The 16969-nt window shown below is 66.4% G+C and carries 16 protein-coding genes and 2 pseudogenes; 9 read left to right on the forward strand and 9 right to left on the reverse strand.

Annotation, left to right across the window (positions count from 1 at the left end; genetic code table 11):
* Positions 1 to 11: 11 nt before the first annotated feature.
* The 3 genes from M1105_RS10575 to M1105_RS10585 all read left to right on the forward strand — a co-directional run bounded on the left by M1105_RS10575 (position 12) and on the right by M1105_RS10585 (position 2229).
* Positions 12 to 734, forward strand: coding sequence for an alanyl-tRNA editing protein (locus M1105_RS10575; protein ID WP_249580335.1), 723 nt, complete (start codon positions 12 to 14; stop codon positions 732 to 734).
* A gap of 88 nt (positions 735 to 822) precedes the next feature.
* Positions 823 to 1674, forward strand: a complete 852-nt coding sequence (sseA, locus tag M1105_RS10580) for a 3-mercaptopyruvate sulfurtransferase (protein ID WP_249580336.1) — start codon at positions 823 to 825, stop codon at positions 1672 to 1674.
* A gap of 3 nt (positions 1675 to 1677) precedes the next feature.
* Positions 1678 to 2229, forward strand: coding sequence for a GNAT family N-acetyltransferase (locus M1105_RS10585; RefSeq protein ID WP_249580337.1), 552 nt, complete (start codon positions 1678 to 1680; stop codon positions 2227 to 2229).
* A gap of 7 nt (positions 2230 to 2236) precedes the next feature.
* Here M1105_RS10585 and rsmA read toward each other — a convergent pair whose 3' ends face one another.
* The 3 genes from rsmA to M1105_RS10600 are packed head-to-tail and all read right to left on the reverse strand — an operon-like array spanning position 2237 to position 5033.
* Positions 2237 to 3082, reverse strand: coding sequence for a 16S rRNA (adenine(1518)-N(6)/adenine(1519)-N(6))-dimethyltransferase RsmA (gene rsmA, locus M1105_RS10590; RefSeq protein ID WP_249580338.1), 846 nt, complete (start codon positions 3080 to 3082; stop codon positions 2237 to 2239).
* A complete protein-coding gene (gene pdxA, locus M1105_RS10595; protein ID WP_249580339.1) occupies positions 3079 to 4083 on the reverse strand; it encodes a 4-hydroxythreonine-4-phosphate dehydrogenase PdxA in 1005 nt (334 codons plus the stop codon). The genes rsmA and pdxA overlap by 4 nt, the downstream gene beginning before the upstream one ends.
* Positions 4080 to 5033 (reverse strand): peptidylprolyl isomerase, encoded by a 954-nt coding sequence (locus tag M1105_RS10600; protein ID WP_249580340.1) that lies wholly within the window; start codon positions 5031 to 5033, stop codon positions 4080 to 4082. The genes pdxA and M1105_RS10600 overlap by 4 nt, the downstream gene beginning before the upstream one ends.
* A gap of 694 nt (positions 5034 to 5727) precedes the next feature.
* On the opposite strand from M1105_RS10600, the gene rfbC reads away from it, so the two are divergent.
* Genes rfbC through rfbA form a run of 4 tightly spaced genes read left to right on the forward strand, consistent with a single transcriptional unit; the run spans position 5728 to position 9156 of the window.
* Positions 5728 to 6297: a dTDP-4-dehydrorhamnose 3,5-epimerase gene (rfbC, locus tag M1105_RS10605; protein WP_249580341.1), complete on the forward strand. Its 570-nt coding sequence runs from the start codon at positions 5728 to 5730 to the stop codon at positions 6295 to 6297.
* Entirely contained in the window at positions 6297 to 7349 is a 1053-nt protein-coding gene (gene rfbB / locus M1105_RS10610; RefSeq protein WP_249580342.1) for a dTDP-glucose 4,6-dehydratase, read from the forward strand. Before rfbC ends, rfbB begins: the two co-directional genes overlap by 1 nt.
* Positions 7346 to 8227, forward strand: a complete 882-nt coding sequence (gene rfbD, locus M1105_RS10615; protein WP_249580343.1) for a dTDP-4-dehydrorhamnose reductase — start codon at positions 7346 to 7348, stop codon at positions 8225 to 8227. The genes rfbB and rfbD overlap by 4 nt, the downstream gene beginning before the upstream one ends.
* Complete coding sequence (rfbA, locus tag M1105_RS10620; protein WP_264759585.1) at positions 8224 to 9156, forward strand: glucose-1-phosphate thymidylyltransferase RfbA; 933 nt, start codon at positions 8224 to 8226, stop codon at positions 9154 to 9156. Before rfbD ends, rfbA begins: the two co-directional genes overlap by 4 nt.
* 16 nt (positions 9157 to 9172) lie before the next feature.
* Here the strand turns inward: rfbA and M1105_RS10625 are convergent, their stop codons facing one another.
* Together M1105_RS10625 and M1105_RS10630 are read right to left on the reverse strand one after the other, a co-directional pair.
* Complete coding sequence (locus M1105_RS10625; protein WP_249580344.1) at positions 9173 to 10942, reverse strand: ABC transporter ATP-binding protein; 1770 nt, start codon at positions 10940 to 10942, stop codon at positions 9173 to 9175.
* Positions 10943 to 11112: 170 nt separating this feature from the next.
* Complete coding sequence (locus M1105_RS10630) at positions 11113 to 11967, reverse strand: glycosyltransferase family 2 protein (RefSeq protein WP_249580345.1); 855 nt, start codon at positions 11965 to 11967, stop codon at positions 11113 to 11115.
* Between the two features lie 359 nt (positions 11968 to 12326).
* Between M1105_RS10630 and M1105_RS10635 the strand changes: the two are divergent.
* Positions 12327 to 12918: pseudogene (locus M1105_RS10635) on the forward strand (IS3 family transposase); the annotation flags it as partial.
* 68 nt (positions 12919 to 12986) lie between these two features.
* On the opposite strand, the gene M1105_RS10640 reads toward M1105_RS10635, so the two are convergent.
* The 4 genes from M1105_RS10640 to M1105_RS10650 all read right to left on the reverse strand — a co-directional run bounded on the left by M1105_RS10640 (position 12987) and on the right by M1105_RS10650 (position 16573).
* Positions 12987 to 14129 carry an acyltransferase family protein gene (locus tag M1105_RS10640; RefSeq protein ID WP_249580346.1) on the reverse strand — a complete coding sequence of 381 codons (1143 nt, stop codon included), beginning with the start codon at positions 14127 to 14129 and terminating at the stop codon, positions 12987 to 12989.
* Positions 14126 to 15682: a methyltransferase domain-containing protein gene (locus M1105_RS10645; protein ID WP_249580347.1), complete on the reverse strand. Its 1557-nt coding sequence runs from the start codon at positions 15680 to 15682 to the stop codon at positions 14126 to 14128. Before M1105_RS10645 ends, M1105_RS10640 begins: the two co-directional genes overlap by 4 nt.
* Before the next feature lie 76 nt (positions 15683 to 15758).
* Positions 15759 to 15851: a cytidylyltransferase domain-containing protein gene (locus M1105_RS20960; protein WP_406600616.1), complete on the reverse strand. Its 93-nt coding sequence runs from the start codon at positions 15849 to 15851 to the stop codon at positions 15759 to 15761.
* Positions 15848 to 16573: a class I SAM-dependent methyltransferase gene (locus M1105_RS10650; RefSeq protein ID WP_249580348.1), complete on the reverse strand. Its 726-nt coding sequence runs from the start codon at positions 16571 to 16573 to the stop codon at positions 15848 to 15850. Before M1105_RS10650 ends, M1105_RS20960 begins: the two co-directional genes overlap by 4 nt.
* 207 nt (positions 16574 to 16780) lie before the next feature.
* On the opposite strand from M1105_RS10650, the pseudogene M1105_RS10655 reads away from it, so the two are divergent.
* Positions 16781 to 16906, forward strand: a pseudogene (locus tag M1105_RS10655) (IS3 family transposase); the annotation flags it as partial.
* Between the last annotated feature and the right edge of the window lie 63 nt (positions 16907 to 16969).

Here is a 16969-nt window from a genome sequence, read left to right on the forward strand (position 1 = left end):
GGAGCCCGCCGATGACCGAACCCCTGTTCCGCGACGACGCCTATCGCGCCGAGTGCGAGGCGCGGGTGACGGCCATCACGCCCGAGGGCGGGATCGTGCTCGACCGCACCGTGTTCTACCCGACCGGCGGAGGCCAGCCGGGCGACAGCGGCACGCTCAGCTGGGACGGGGCCGAGTGCTGGATCGTCACCGCGGTGAAGGGCGAGGCGCCGGGCGAGATCGTCCACACCCCGCGCGAGGGCGAGCCCCTGCCGCCCGTGGGCGCCACGGTGCGCGCGGCGCTGAACTGGCCCCGTCGGCACCGGCACATGCGCGTCCACACCGCGCTGCACCTCCTGTCGGTCATCATCCCGCTGCCGGTCACAGGCGGCTCGATCAACCACGAGAAGGGCCGTCTCGATTTCGACATGCCCGACCCGCTCGACGACCGCGAGGGGATCGAGGCGCGGCTGCGCGAGTTGATCGGGGCAGACCACCCGGTGACGACCGAGTGGATCACCGACGCCGAGCTCGAAGCCAATCCCGGCCTCGTCAAGACCATGGCGGTGAAGCCCCCGATGGGACAGGGCCGTGTTCGACTGGTGCGGATCGGCGCGGGCGAGGGGACGATCGACCTCCAGCCCTGCGGCGGCACGCATGTGCGCTCGACCGCCGAGGTGGGCGCGGTGAGCCTCGGCAAGATCGAGAAGAAGGGCAAGCAGAACCGCCGGGTGACCGTGCTCATCGACGCCTGAGCCGCGGCCGCGCGCTGGGTGCGGTTGATTCCGTCCGGCTGCGCGTCTACGACGAAGAACATCCGCACGATCCAGGAGACGGCCCCGAATGTCCGCGAGTGATCCGAGCCCCCTCGTCTCGACCGCCTGGCTCGAGGAGCGCCTCGGCGCCCCCGACATCCGCATCCTCGATGGCTCGCTCTACCTGCCGGGCGATCCGCGCGACGCGCATGCGCTCTACGAGAAGGCGCATATCCCAGGCGCGCGCTTCTTCGACATCGAGGAGATCTCGGATGCGCGCTCCGACCTGCCGCACATGCTGCCGCCGGTCGAGAAGTTCGTGGCCCGCGTCCGGCGCATGGGCATCGGCGATGGCCACCGCGTCGTCGCCTACGACCAGCAGGGCCTGTTCTCGGCGGCTCGGGTGTGGTGGATGTTCCGGGTGTTCGGCCACAGCGATGTCTCGGTGCTCGACGGCGGCCTGCCGAAATGGCTGGCCGAGGGCCGCCCCGTCGAGGACGAGGCGCCCGAGCCGCGCGAGCGCCATTTCACCGGCCGCAAGAACGCCTCGATGGTGCGCGACGTGACGCAGATCGCGGGGCACGCCAAGCTGAGGGACGAGCAGATCGTCGATGCCCGTTCGCCCGGACGCTTCCGCGGCGAGGAGGCCGAGCCGCGGCCCGGCCTGCGGGCGGGCCACATCCCGGGCTCGAAGAACGTGCACTACAGGTCGCTCCTCGAGGACGATGGCACGATGAAGCCGGTGGCCGAGACGCGCGCAATCTTCGAGGCCGCGGGAGTGGACCTGTCGAAGCCCGTCGTCACCACCTGCGGCTCGGGCATCACGGCGGCGATCCTGACGCTTGCCCTGCACCGCATGGGGCACGGCAGGAACGCGCTCTATGACGGCTCCTGGGCGGAATGGGGCAGCTACCCGGACCTCGCCGTCGAGAAGGGCTGAGGCATGGCGCGCGCGGACGCAGGCGACCGCATCGACTACGTGGTGACCTATCTCGAAATGAACGCGCGCCCCGTCGCGCCGATCCCGCACATGCCGGTCGGCGGCTCGCTCGCGCTGATCCGCGCCGAGGCGCCGCCCGCGGACTATTTCCTCTACCTCTACGGCCAGGTCGGCGCGGCCTATGAATGGACCGACTGGCTCCGCCGCCCGCGCGCCGAGCTCGACACCTTCGTGTCCGACCCAAGGACCGAGCTGTTCACGCTGATGCTCGACGGCTGGCCCGGTGGCTTCTTCGTGCTCGACACGCGCGAGGACGGGGTCTGCGATCTCGCCTATTTCGGGCTGGTGCCGCAGGCGGTGGGGCGTGGCCTCGGGCACTGGCTGCTTGCCACCGCCGTGCACATGGGCTGGGACCGGCCCGGCGTGCAGCGGATGACGGTGAACACCAACACGCTGGACCATTCCCGCGCGCTCGGCCTCTACCAGCGGGTCGGCTTCGTGCCGGTGCGCCGCGAGGAAGCAAGCCGCATCCTCGGCCGGACGCGCGAGGTCTGAGCGGCCATCAGCCCAGGGACTGCGCCACCCGCGCGAGCGCGAGGAACTCGTCGATGCTCAGGGTCTCGGCCCGGCGCGTGGGGTCGATGCCGGCCGTCTCGAGCAGGGGCGCGGGGTCGCGTCCCAGCGCCTTGAGCGACTGGCGCAGCATCTTGCGCCGTTGCGAGAAGGCGGCGGCGACCACCCGCTCCAGCACCTTCGGGTCGATCGCGGCGCGCGGCTCGACCGGCCTGAGATGGACAACCGACGAGGTGACCTTCGGCGGCGGCACGAAGGCCGAGGGCGGCACGTCGAAGACGATCCGCGCCGTCGCGCGCCACTGCGCGAGGACCGAGAGCCGGCCATAGGCCTTGCTCCCCGGCGCTGCCACGATGCGCTCGGCCACCTCGCGCTGGAACATCAGCGTCAGGCTCTCCCAGAACGGCGGCCAGTCGGGCGGGGTCAGCCACCGCACCAGCAGCTCGGTGCCCACGTTGTAGGGCAGGTTTGCCACGATGCGCGCGGGGCCCGTGAGATGCGGGCGCGGGTCGACCTCGAGCGCATCTCCCTCGATCACGATCAGCCGGCCGGGGTAATGCGCCGCGATCTCGGCCAGCGCGTCGAGGCAGCGCGCGTCCCGTTCGATCGCCACCACGCGCGCGGCGCCCTGCGACAGCAGCGCGCGCGTGAGGCCGCCCGGACCGGGCCCCACCTCGATCACCTCGGCCCCTTCCAGCGGCCCCGAGGCCCGCGCGATCCGCGCGGTCAGGTTCAGATCGAGGAGGAAATTCTGGCCCAGAGACTTCTTCGCCGCGAGCCCGTGCCGCGCGATCACCTCGCGCAGCGGCGGCAGCCCGTCGGGGGCGAGGCTCACGCCGCGCGCGCCCGGTTGTCGGCGAGCAGCCCGGCGAGGTTCATCGCCTCGATCAGGCTCGTGGGGTCCGCGCGCCCGGTGCCGGCGATGTCGTAGGCCGTGCCGTGATCGGGCGAGGTGCGCACGAAGGGCAGGCCCAGCGTCACGTTCACGCCGCGCTCGAAATCGAGCGCCTTGATCGGGATGAGGCCCTGATCGTGATACATCGTAAGCGCCGCGTCGTAGCGCGCCCGGGCGGCGGCGTGGAACATGGTGTCGGCCGGGTAGGGACCGGCCGCGTCGATGCCCTCGGCGCGTAGCCTCTCGATGGCAGGGGTGATGATCTCGATCTCCTCGCGCCCGATCGAGCCGCCCTCGCCGGCATGGGGGTTGAGGCCCGACACCGCGAGCCGCGGCGCGGGAATGCCGAAGTCCCGGCGCAGGCCCTCGGCGGTGATGCGCGCCGTCTCGACGATCAGGTCGGCGTCCAGTGCCGCGGGCACGGCGGCGAGCGGAATGTGGATCGTCACCGGCACGACGCGCAGCGAGGGACCTGCCAGCATCATCACCGGCCGCCGGACGCCGCCCAGATGGGCCAGGAACTCGGTGTGCCCCGGAAAGGCGAAGCCGGCGCCGTCGTAGAGCGCCTTCTTGTTGATCGGATTCGTGACCACCGCCGCGGCCTCGCCCGCCATCGCCAGGGCCACTGCGCGCTCGATCGCCCTGACCGTGGCGGGCGCGTTCGCCGGCAGGGGCTTGCCGTGAGGCGCCGGCGCGGCCAGCCGTTCGGGCAGCACGGGCAGCGCCCAGGGGTAGATCGCCGCCACCTCGGCCGGCGAGCCGATCGTCTCGATCCGCACCCCCACCCGCTCAGCGGGCATGGCCAGTGCGTCGGGGTCGCCCACGAGGAAGAAGTTCCGGCGCAGCGCGCCCGAGGCATAGGCGCCGACCGTGATTTCGCCGCCGATGCCGGCCGGATCGCCCATGCTGACGGCAAGCGGGAGCGCGGTGCTGCGGCTCATCGCAGCTCGATCAGCGCGTCGCGGCGCAGCTCCTGCAGCAGCCCCTCGGAGAGCCGCGCGCTCTGCTGCGCCATCAGACCGCGGCGCACCCGCTCGCGCAGTTCCGGGTCGCTCGGATCGAGGCCCTGCGGCGTCTCGACCCGCCTGTCGACCACCTGCAGGATCGAGAAGCCGCCCGGCACCGGCAGCGGCGCGGTGACGCCGCCCGGCTCGAGCCCCGACAGGGCGCCGGCAAGCTGCGGCGGCAGGTTCCGCTCGGTCACCCAGCCGACATTGCCCCTCGACTGCGCGCTCGGCGCCCGCGAGTAGCGCTGCACCAGCGTCTCGAAATCCGCGCCGGCCCTGACCTCGGCGATGATCCGCTCGGCCAGCTCGCGCGTGGCCTCCTCGCCGCGCTGGTTCTCGGCCGAGGGCAGGCCGATCTCACGGACCTGCCATGAGGTGACGCCGCGGCCCTGCAGGAGTGAGAGTTCGGCCTCGATCTCGGCCTCGCCGGGCTCGAGGCGCCGCGCGAAGCGGGCGCGCACCACCTCGCGCCAGACCGCGTCGGCCGCCAGCATGTCCTCGACCGCTCCCTCGCCGATGCCCTGCGCCGAGAGGAGCGCGCTGAGCGCGTCCGGCGTCGTGCCCAGGCGCTCGGCCATGTCGGCGCGCGCCTGCTCAATCGTTTCAGGGTTGGCGCTCAGCCCGAGCCGCTTGCCCTCCTGAAGCTTCAGCCGGTCCTCGATGAGCTGGTCGAGTGCCGCTGTCCGCAGCGCCTCGGGGCTGGCGGTCGAAACGCCCAGGGTCTGCAGGATCTGCATGCGCTGCTGAAGGTCGTAGCCGGTGATCGCCTGGTCGTTCACCACGGCCACGGGGCGAAAGATCGTCTGTTGCGCCGCCGCCGGCTGGCCCAGCCCCACGAGGAGGGCGAGGCCGAAGACGAGCGGCAGCATCACGCGATGGGGCATTCCGTGTCTCCACATGTCAGTCCGCGCCGATCTGGGCGAATTCGGCTTTCCGCTGATCGCGCACTCGGGCCCTGAGGCGCAAGCCTCGATCCGACTTGCGCGCGTGTGTCGGTGTCGCGGCGCGCACGCGTCGGTGTGCGCAGCGCCCGGCCCTCGATCGGCGGTCTTCGGCAGGTTCGATCATCTTGCGCCCTTCGCATGCGCGGTTTGCGGTGAGCCTTCAGCAATCGCGCCGCATCAAGGCGGATCCGTGGCCGCAGGAACAGTCTGCGGCATCATCGCCAGCCATGTCCCTGCACCGAACAAGAAGGCCGGTGCGAGGATGTCGGCATTCGGCGATCCGAGTCTCATCGGTGCCCTGCTCCCTCTCGCCGGCTCCTGCGTCCACATCAAGCCATCTCTATATTTCAGTAGTCCCGGAATTTCCGCGGCATGCCGCGGGGATTCGATACCATTCAGCGGTTTTGCAGCCCATGCCCCGATCAAGCGGCACGGGGCCGTGGTGTCCGGAACGGACGTGCCCAGCGCTGGAACCCGTGGTCACGCCGTGCATATAGAGATTGAGTTGCTGATAAATTCAATGTTAACGGACGTGATAATCTTGCGAGTCCGGCTGCCGACAGTGTGCTTGCGCGTTCTCATTGAGGATACGGGCGCCCGGGCCACTATGCGGTGAGAGCCGACGAGGTGTCGTTTGTTAGAAGTCATTCAGACCAAAATTCCAGACGTGAAGCGGATAACGCCGAAGCGTTTCGCCGACTCCCGAGGCTTTTTCTCTGAGACCTGGAATCGCCGCGGCATGGAAGAAGCGGGGATATTCATTGATTTCGTGCAGGACAACCACTCGTATTCGGCCGCGCCGGGAACGGTGCGCGGCCTTCACTATCAATCTCCGCCGATGGGACAGACCAAGCTGGTTCGCGTCGCGCGCGGAGCCATTCGGGACGTTGCGGTCGATGTGCGGCGCGGATCGCCGACCTTCGGGCGCTGGGTTGCCGAGGAGTTGTCGGCGGAAAATGGCATTCAGCTGTTGATCCCGGTTGGTTTCCTGCACGGGTTCATCACGCTCGTTCCCGACACCCATGTTCTCTACAAGGTCGACAATTTCTACGATCCCGCGTGCGACCGGGCTGTGCGTTTCGACGACCCCCGGCTCGCCATCGATTGGGGGATAGATCCGGCAGATGCGATCCTTTCCGGCAAGGATGCGTCTGCGCCGGCTTTCGGCGACTTCGCGACCCCCTTCGCATACGAGGCGGTATGATGCGGCTGATGATCACGGGCGGTCTCGGCTTTATCGGTTCGGCGGTCGTGCGACTTGCGGTCGCGAAGGGACACAGCGTCCTGAACCTGGACAAGCAGACTTATGCCGCGAACCCGGCAAATGTCGCCTCAGTAGCCAGTGAGGGCGGGTATCGCTTCGAGCGTGGGGATATCTGCGACAGGGCGCAGATGGTGGCGCTCCTGGCAGATTTCAGGCCCGATGCCGTGATGCACCTCGCGGCCGAGAGCCATGTCGACCGCTCGATCGACGGACCGGCCGAGTTCATCAGGACCAATATCGAAGGGACGTTCCAGCTTCTGGAAGCCGTGCGCGCATATCTGTCCGGTCTTGAGGATGACGCGCGCGCGTCCTTTCGCTTCCACCACATCTCGACCGACGAGGTCTATGGAAGTCTCGGCCCCACCGGGGCGTTCACCGAGACGACGCCCTATGCGCCGCGTAGCCCATACGCCGCATCGAAGGCTGCGTCCGATCACATCGTGCGCGCCTGGGGCGAGACCTATGGTCTTCCCGTGCTGATCACGAACTGCTCGAACAATTATGGACCGTTCCACTTCCCCGAGAAGCTGATTCCGAAGACCATCCTTGCCGGCCTCGCCGGCCAGCCCATCGACGTTTATGGGCAGGGCGAGAACGTGCGAGACTGGCTGTTCGTCGATGATCACGCCGTGGCGCTTCTTGGCGTCGTCGCAAAGGGGCGCGTGGGCGAGACCTACAACATCGGCGGCAACGCCGAAGCGCGAAACATCGATATCGTGCGGGCGATCTGCCGCCAGCTCGACAATCGGCGCCCCCTGCGGGCACCGCACGAGCGGCTGATTCGGTTCGTCGCGGATCGTCCGGGTCACGATTTCCGATATGCGATCGACGCCACGAAGATTCGCCAGGACCTGGGCTGGTTGCCGCGCGTCACGCTGGATGAGGGGCTGGCCCGGACGGTGGACTGGTATCTCGAGAACGAGGCCTGGTGGCGCCCCCTGCTTCAGCGCGACGGCGTCCGACAGCGTCTCGGTCTCGGAGCGCGCGCATGACGTTGCGGCTGTTGATGTTCGGCCGGAGCGGACAGGTCGCGACCGAGGTGCTGCGCCATGCCGGACCCGGGGTTGCCGTGACGGCGCTCGGGCGGGCCGACGCGGACCTGAGCGATCCCGCCGCCTGCGCCGAATGCGTGCGCCGCGCGGACGTGGAGGTCGTGCTGAACGCCGCCGCCTACACCGCCGTCGACCGGGCGGAAAGCGAGGAAGGCCTCGCGACCGTGATCAACGCCGAAGCCCCGGGTGCGATGGCGCGCGCGGCCGCCGAGCGGGGCCTGCCTTTCCTGCACATCTCGACCGATTACGTCTTCGACGGCCGCGGCGATCGTCCCTGGGTCGAGGATGACCCGGTCGGCCCGCTCAGCGCCTACGGCCGCTCGAAGCTCGCAGGCGAGCGGGCGGTGGCCGCAGCCGGTGGGAGGCATGTGATCCTCCGCACCTCGTGGGTCCATGCCGGGCATGGCGCCAACTTCGTCCGGACGATGCTCCGGCTTGGCGCGGAGCGGCCAAGGCTTTCCGTCGTCGACGACCAGTTCGGAGGTCCGACGCCAGCAGGCCATGTCGCAAAGGCGCTGTGGCGGATTTCCCGCGCCTTCATGGCCGGTCAGGGGCAGGGTGGCATCTTTCATTTTTCAGGCGCCCCGGCGACGACATGGTGCGGTTTCGCGCGGGAGATCTTCCGGCAGGCTCCATTAACGACCCGCCCACAGGTTGTCGCCATTGGCACGCAGGACTGGCCGACGCCCGCGGCCCGGCCGCGCTACGCGGTGCTCGATTCCAGCAAGATCGAGCGCGTCTATGGAATCGCCCAGCCGGATTGGCGCAGCACGCTCGGGGGCATTCTGTCCGAACTTGCGGAAGGAAGCAGATCATGAAGCGCAAGGGAATCATTCTCGCCGGCGGATCGGGCACGCGCCTCTATCCGATCACCCGAGCGGTCTCGAAACAGCTGCTCCCACTCTACGACAAGCCGATGATCTACTATCCGCTCAGCGTTCTGATGCTGACCGGGATTCGCGAGATCGCCATCATCACGACGCCCCATGATCAGGCGCAGTTTCGGGCGCTTCTAGGTGACGGGGCCGATTTCGGCCTTTCGCTGGAGTGGATCGTGCAGCCGTCGCCGGATGGGCTCGCGCAAGCCTACCTCCTGGCCGAGGAGTTCCTTGACGGTGCTCCCTCGGCTCTGATCCTTGGCGACAATATCTTTTTCGGTCACGGCCTCTCGGACCTTCTGCTCGCGGCAAACGCACAAGCACAGGGCGGCACCGTGTTCGGATATCAAGTCTCGGACCCCGAACGCTACGGCGTCGTCGAGTTCGACGACGCGGACGGCGTGGTCAGCCTGGAGGAGAAGCCCGCGGTTCCGAAGTCGGACTATGCCGTCACGGGGCTCTACTTTCTCGATGGCCAGGCGCCGGAACGCGCCCGGCAGCTTCGGCCCTCTACCCGAGGCGAGCTCGAGATCATCGACCTCCTAGACCTTTACCGCGTCGATGGCATGCTGACCGTGGCCCTGATGGGACGCGGCTTTGCATGGTTCGACACGGGCACACATGACAGCCTGATGGAAGCAGGGGAGTTCGTGCGCACGCTCGAGAAGCGACAGGGCCTGAAGGTCGGCTGCCCGGAAGAAGTCGCCTACCACATGGGATTTATCGACAATGAAAAGCTGGTCAGCCTCGCGCGCCCCATGATGAAGACCGAATACGGCCAATATCTATTGAAGCTTGCCGATGAGACCATGGGCTCGCCGCGTAAAACTTCGGAGCAACCAGCACAAGCTGAATCGCCGCGCTCCTGAGCCAGCCTCGTCCGGATCAGCTCTGGACCGAGAACTGAACCTGATAGAGGTGCGCGTAGAGCCCGGCCTTGTTTAACAGGTCATCGTGGGCTCCACTCTCGACGCACCGGCCTTGATCGATGACGTGGATCATCGAGGCGTTGCGGATGGTCGACAGCCGGTGCGCGATCACGACCGTTGTGCGCCCTTCCATCAGTTGCTCGAGAGCTGCCTGGACCTTACTCTCCGACACGCTGTCGAGCGCTGAGGTCGCTTCGTCGAGCAGCAGGATTGGGGCGTCCGCGAGCATCGCGCGCGCGATCGCGATGCGCTGGCGCTGTCCTCCCGAGAGCCGCGAGCCTCCTTCGCCGACCTCGGTATCATAGCCGTTTGGCTGCTCAAGGATGAAACCATGCGCATGTGCAGCCTTCGCCGCCGCAACGATCTGCTCGTCTGTGGCCGCGAGGTTCCCCATCCTCAGATTCTCGCGAATGCTCCCCTCGAAGAGGAACGAGTCCTGCGTGACCAGCGACACGGACTCCCGCAGCGAGCGCGCCGAGACGTGCCGAATGTCGGTCCCGTCGATCAGGATGCGTCCAGATGTCGGGTTCCAAAGACGCGTGATCAAGGCGATAATTGTTGATTTGCCTCCGCCGGACGGTCCGACGAGGGCTGTCACCTTCTTCGCGGGGAAGGAGATGTTCAGACTATTGAGCGCCGGTGCGCTGCCATACGAAAAGACGACGCTGTCGAAATCGATCCTGCCTTCGGTGAGCCCCAGCGCAGGTCCGTCTTCCCGCTCGGTCTCGCCCTCGGCGCGGTCGAGGATCTCGTAGACCATCGTGACGCCGATCATGGATTGCTGGAACTGGACGTTGAAGCGGGCGAGCCGCCGCGCCGGCTCGTACGCAAGGAGCAGGGCGGTAATGAACGAAAACAATGCGCCCGGATCGCTCCGCCCGCTGATCACAGACGACCCGCCATAGAGGATGACCGTCGCGATTGCCAAACCCCCGAGGGTTTCCATCAGCGGGATGGTGAGCGAATTGATGCGCGCCATCCGGTTCTGCAGGCGCTCGACGGCTGCGACCGCGCTGTCCATTTCGCCCGTCAGGTAGCCCTCGAGGCGAAAGCTCTTGACGACCTTCACTCCGAGGAAGGTCTCCTTGACGAGGCCCATGATCCGCCCGAGCGAGGCGAACTCGCTTTGGGCGACCTTCTTGACCTGCCGCATCAGGTGCATGACCCCAAGGACGGCAGGCGGGCCGATCACGAGCGACAGGAGCGACATGAACGGATCCTGCACGACCATGACCGCGACAAGGCCGATCAGCGAGAACACGTCCCGCCCGATCGACAGGACGAGGGTCTCGATCGCCGCGCGCGCCCCCTGCACGCCGTTCTGGAAGCGGATCAGCACATTGCCGAGCTGGCTTGACTGGTAGTAGGCGAGATCTTGCGAGAGGATCGCGTCGAAAAGCCTTCGCTGTAGGCGCGCTACGATCGCATTGCCGGCACGTGCAAGGATGATCGAGCTCCCGTATGCCGCGGCGCCCTTCACGCCGAAGATGATAGTCACAGCCAGCGCGATGTAGATGACCATGTCCTCGCGCCGGTCGACGAAGATCTCGTTGATCACGTCGCGCATGATGTAGGCGCTCAGCGCGGTCGCGCCCGAGACGACCATGAGGAGTGCGAACCCGGTCGCGTAGTTCTGCCACTTGTCGGCCGCGTTCTCCTTCATCAGCCGATAGATGAGGGACCACGAATCCCGCTTCACGAGTACGCCGACGGCTGACTGGGGCATCGTTCAATCCCGCGGTTGGCCTCAGGGGTGCGGCCGCTGCCGGCGCCGCTGCGGACGGGTTTGCGCACAAGAGCCCCAGCTTGCAAGCATTCTTTCCCCCGCTGCGACACTGACGGCCGGCCAAGCCCGACAGCCTCTGCCGAGCAGCTTCCCAAGCCCCTGCGCCGCGTCTACACGAGTGGCAGTCCCTGCAGCGCCATCAATCGACCGGCGTTCTTGGCGAACCTGACCCGGTCCAGCGTGATCGCTGCCCAGATCAACCGGCGGAGGGCCTTCAGCCTGAGGCGAGCCAGATTTGTGGCTCGACTGTGTTTCTCGAGGAGATAAAGATAGGAGCGGGTGGCATGGTAGTTCTTCAAACGTATCACCCGCGAGGAGGTTTGGGACTGATCCTTCTCGAAATGGAAGACCTGCGCTTTCGGCACGAGCACCGGGGGGCGCCCGATGCGCCGCAGGCGGAGACAGAGATCATCATCCTCGAGATAGAGAAAGATTTTCTCGTCGAACCCGCCAAGTTCGAGGAAGAGTTCGCGCTCGATCAGCAATGCCGCCCCGGACAGGAAGTAGATGGCACGCGGTGCCTCGCCGGGGTCGGCGATATAGGTCGATCCGCCGGTATCGAGCATGGTGCCCGCGCGAGGCGGGATGGGGCCCTCCGGCCCGGTGAGGCACGGCCCGTAGGCACCACCGGACGCTCCCATCTCTTCCGCCGCCCTCAGCAGCTCCTCTAGTGCGCCGTCGGTCAGCCGTGCATCCGGGTTCATGAAGAAGATGTAGTCCGACCGCGCCGCCTTGGCCGCGATGTTGCATGCCGCGCCAAAGCCCGCGTTGCTCGGGTTCTCGATGACCCTGACATCAATATCGGTAAGATAGTCGGCAATCCTGCGATCGCTCGCATTGTCCACGACGATCTTCTCGGCCCAATCGGGCACCGATTGGAGCGCCTCACGGATGAGCAGTTCGCTGTTGTGCGTGATGATTGCGACGCAGACGCTGTGATGTTCTGGCGAAGTGGTGATGCTCATGCCAACGCTGCCCTACTCAGTCCGAAGCCCAGATGCGCGCAAATAGCTCGAGGAGTCCACTCTGTGATCGGAGACAAAGAGATTCTAGGACACGTGGGCCTCGCTGTTCGACTAAACGCTCCAACTGGGCCGACGCAAGGGGGGCTCTAAGGGCGAAGAAGGGGCAGGGTCACTTTAAATCGACGCTCAGGAACGAGCTGACCAACTATGAAATCGTCTAGTCGCAGAACGAAGCCTAGGCTCCGTGGACAAACCTTGGCCTGCTGCCGGTCTCGTGGACACCGAGCTAGGGTGTTTCAGGGAACCGGAGGATTGGAATGCGATGAAGGAAGTTCAGCCGCGAGTTCAAGCTTGAGGCGGTGAGGCTGGTAAGGGAACGGGGCGTTGCCGTTGCGCAGGCGGCCCGAGATCTTGATCTGCACGAGAACGTGCTGCGCAAATGGATCAGGAGTTCGCTACCGATGCGCAGCACGCCTTTCCCGGCCATGGTCAAATGAAGCCGGAGCAGCTCGAGATTGCTCGGCTCCGGAAGGAAGTCGCGAAGCTGAAGGCGGAGCGCGACATCCTAAAAAAGGCCGCGGCCTTCTTCGCGAGGGAAGCGACATGAAGTTCGCCTTCATCGCGAAGCACCGGAACATCTGGCCGGTGGCATGGCTATTCGACGCGCTGGATGTCTCCCGGTCGGGCTTCCATGCTTGGCTCAACCACAGTCCCAGTGCCCGCTCCTGGCACGATGAGGGGCTCCTCGGCGTTATCGACCGGAGCTTCAGGAGCAGCGACCGCACCTACGGTGCTCGACGCGTCTGGGACGACGTTCTGGCCGAGGGGCTTTCCTGCGGCCTGCACCGTGTCGAGCGGCTGATGCGGGAGAATGGGCTGCGTGCCCGACCGCGGCGGCGTGGGCTGCCGAAGGACACAGGCGAGCGAGCGGCAGTGTCGGACATCATACTTCGGGACTAAACATCTAGGTCCCTGCATCGTCCGGTTTCGCGGGCGCAGATCCCGGGCCGCCCGGACAGTCAGGGACGCGACGCGACGGGTCTCCTGCGGACGAACCGGTGCAACTTCATCATCGGCTGTTCAAGCCAGTAGAAGCTCGCCGTGGCCGCGACGCCAGTGACCAAAAGCACGGCCGCGATCGTGATGGAGGCCGCGTCCGGTCGGGAGAACCCGGCCTCTCCGAGAGCGGTGAAGAGAGGCTTGCCGATGACGAGGATCACGAAGGGATGAATCAGGTACAGACCGTAGCTGATCTCCCCGAGGAAGACGGTGACCCGATTCACGAGCACGGGAAACGGCTTCAGAGCGAGCGCCACCACCATGACCGTCAGAATGAAGCCGATGAGCGGCCGCAACGCGGGCCAGCCCCCCACCCTGACCTCGAACAGGCCGTGGCGCGTTCCGAAGACGAGCGCCAGCGCGCTGGACGCGAGGAGGACGCCGGTGACCAGGGACGTCGCGCTGGCGTCCATCGACCGCACGCCAAGGTAGGAGTGGTAAGCGAGGATTCCGCCCGCGAAGAAGGCGAACTGGGTAGGGAAGGACAGCCAGTAGAAGTTCGTTTCGGGCAGTATCCGAAAGAAGACGTAGCCCGACGCAGCCTGAACGAGGACAGCCGCCACGAAGAACACCAATGCGCGCTTCAGGCTGGTCGTGCGGGCGACGATCAGCGGGAACATGGCATAGAAGATCATCTCGAGCCCGAGCGACCATCCCGCCGCGACAAGGCTTTCGTTCTTCGCGGGATCGAAGGGAAAAAGGAACGTCAGGTTGAGAAGGATGTCCTCGACGGGAGGCAGGCTCCATCCCTTGATGATGCGGCGCGCGATGTAGGCGAAAAGCATCAGGTAGAAGAGCGGTGCGATGCGGAGATAGCGTCGCCAATAGAAGTTCCCGACCGTATCCGTGACGCCGAGCCGGCCACTGTACCGCAGGCAAAGCGAGAAGGCGCTCAACGCGAAGAACAACGGCACGGCCATCGAGAAATAGCCCGTCCAGGCCGGCCACATCTCGAGCGCAAGGAGCGCGTGGAAGTGGTAGAAGATCACTGCCACGGCCGCGAAGCCCCTGAGCGTGTCGAGGCCGGTGATCCGCTCTGGCAGGCGGGGCTGCGGTGCCGAATGTGCGGAGCACTGCGAAGCGCTCGACGCCGTGTCAGTCACCGAGCGCCCGGCTTCTGGACGATTACGAACGCCTGCCAGAACTTCGACGGGTCGTCCACGTAGTCGACGAGAGCAAAGTGTTCAGACCACGCGGTCCGGATGTAGGATTCGGGAATGCAGGCCTCACCGTAGACGTCTTCGCTGCGGTACGCGCCGCCGCCCGTAGGGATGTAGACGAACCGCCCCTGGTCGAAGATGTCGCGATACTCGGGAACCCGCGCCTTGTGCTTTGCCAGCGTGAAGTGCCAGTTTGATCTCGAGGTGTCCTCTATTCTCTCGATGAAGTCGAGAAAGCGGCGCGCTTCCGTCGTGAAGCCCATCATGCCGCCGGGCTTCGTCACCCGGGACAGTTCGCTCATCCAGTGGCCCGCGATCTCTTCGGGCAGGTGGCTGAAGACAGAGTAGGCACTGACGAAATCGAAGTGACCGTCGTCGAAGGGCAGGCGCCCCCTCGGCTCGATGCGGGTATAGGTTCCGGGACAGCCAAGCGCGCGACACACGGCCAGGATTTCGGGATCCACGTCGACGCCGTGGATGTTCGCGGGGTCGAAGTCATACCAGAAGATTCGCGGGAATCGGCCCCATCCGCAGCCGAAGTCGAGATATCGTGCATCCGGCGCAAGGCGCAGTCCGTGTCGGTCGAAGTAGGATCTGCACTTGCGATAAAAGGCGAAACCCTCATTCAGGGCAGCGCCATCGGCCGAGCCGATGAACTGGCGCTGGACCCGCCCGTGCGGGAATCTCGGCATCTCGAACCCATCGATCAGCGGTTCATGCACGCTGCGCGACAGCAAGGCGAGCCAGTCATCGTCTTTGGAGAGCTTGAAGCGTTCCCTGGCGTTCTGGGTCATGTCGCACCTCGGCATGGAGCGTCGTTCCCGCAGCCGGGTGGTGTTCCGCGCGACACGGGTAGAACAGGTAGTGAGGTTGTTATCTGGACGGGCGCGGTGCGGCAAGTGCCGATGCACAGGGGGAACCGCAGCGTAGCGGCTCACACGGGCCGCTCCCCCCTCGCGATCTGGCGGGACATGAGGAACTCCACGATCTCCCAGTCGTGCGGATTGTCGATGTCGACCCCCCGCTCGTAGGGCAGGACCAGCGGGATGACCCGGCCCTAGTAAAGCGACCCGGCCCTCGTAAAGCGACCCGGACCGCTTCAGGTAGTCGGGCGCCGCGTCGTAGACGACGCCCACATGCTCGTAGACGACCGGCGCCTGCTGGCGGGCGAGCACGCCGCCCGGGAGCGGCTTCGAGACGTGCAGCGCGCCCGAGGCATCGGATTCCACGAGGTTGAAGTAGGGGTTCTTCCGCGCCTCGGTGCAGGACTCCACCATGTCCGGCCGCTCCCGCGCGAAGAGGTCGAGCGCGGCGTCGATGTCGCCCTGGAGCCTAAGCGGTTTCGTGCAGTCGAGGTCGAGGAACGCGGTCTCAGGCCCGACCCGCTTCTCCGTCTCGTCGAGCGCGTGCTGCCAGACGCCCCACTTGCCCGCCGTGTCGGTGGCGAGATGAGCCGGGCGGAGCCCGGTGTCCAGCGCCCCCCTTTGCCAGCGCATGGTCGCGCAGCACCTCGTCGTCCATGGAGACGACCATGACGTCCATGCGCGGGCAGGCGAAGAGCTGGTCGAGCGATCAGTCGACGAGCGGCTTGCCGAGCATGGGGCGCGTGTTCTTGCCCGGCACCCCCTTCGACCCCTTCCGGGCCCCGATGTGTCCGATGATCATGCGGCTCTCCCGCTCGACGATCCGGCGATCCCCACCCCGCTCTGGCTTGCGGTGATCGCGATCGCGTCGGGGAACCGTAGGGTGTGGAACCGCACGCTCCCGAAGCCCGCCTCGAAGGGGTATCGCCAGGCATCCGCGCCGAACTCCGTCACCACGAGATAGTCGTCCCGGAGGCCCTCGGCCTTGCCGTGATAGCTCGGCGGCAGACCCGCGCGGCTTCTCGTCAGGCGATCCACGATGATCGGCACCGTGTAGCAGAGGCTCCCGGTCGGCTTCAGCACCCTGCGGCATTCGCCCAGCGCGTGGACGAAGTTCGGTACATGCTCGAGCGTATCCGAATGCACGACAATATCGAAGGTGCCGTCCGGATAAGGAAGGCTGTGCATGTCCACATCCGGATACCGTGCGTCGACGTAGTTCGGCAGGCCTCGGAAGGAGGAGGAAATCGACGTTACGTTCATGTCGAGGACGCGGAGAGCGGCCACCGCGGGGTCCTTGACCAGTTGCGCGATGGGCGCATCCTTTCCGATCGCGTCCTGCACGGCGAGCGCAAGCGCCATTCCCCGAAGGTTCGCGCCGCAGGACAGGCAGTGCATCCCCTGCTGGCGGTCGACGTACTCCCGCTCCCGCGGCGAAAGCTGCCACTCGTTCACCAAGGCGTCCCAGAGCACCTTGCGCTGGCCGAACTGGTCGTGGCCGCAGATCGAGCACCTCGTTTCCATAGCTCTCCCCCGGGAATTCGCGCGGTCACGGGCGCCTCCGTCCCGGCGGCCACCTAGCACCGGGAGGCCGTCGACACAACGCGGAACCGGTCGCGCGGATTGTCGAGAGCAAGAATTGACAAGTTTGTCAAAAAATGGCGTGCGCTCTGGCCCGACCCCCTTGAACGGATCCACCTGCAATGTCGGCTGAGCCGAGAAGGAGGATCCATGCCGAGGAAGAGACACAAGCCCGAGGAGATCGTCCCCAAGCTGCGGCAGATCGACGTTATGACGGCGCAGGGAACGCCATTGACCGAAGCGATCCGGTCGATCGGCGTGAGCGAGGTGACCTGGGCCTGCCGGCTCTCGCTCAGTCGGCGCTTCTGTCGCTGGTCGCGCAACTGGAGAGCCTGGCGG

The organism is Thermohalobaculum sediminis (genome assembly GCF_023487995.1).
In the GTDB taxonomy this organism is placed as follows: Bacteria; Pseudomonadota; Alphaproteobacteria; order Rhodobacterales; family Rhodobacteraceae; genus Thermohalobaculum; species Thermohalobaculum sediminis.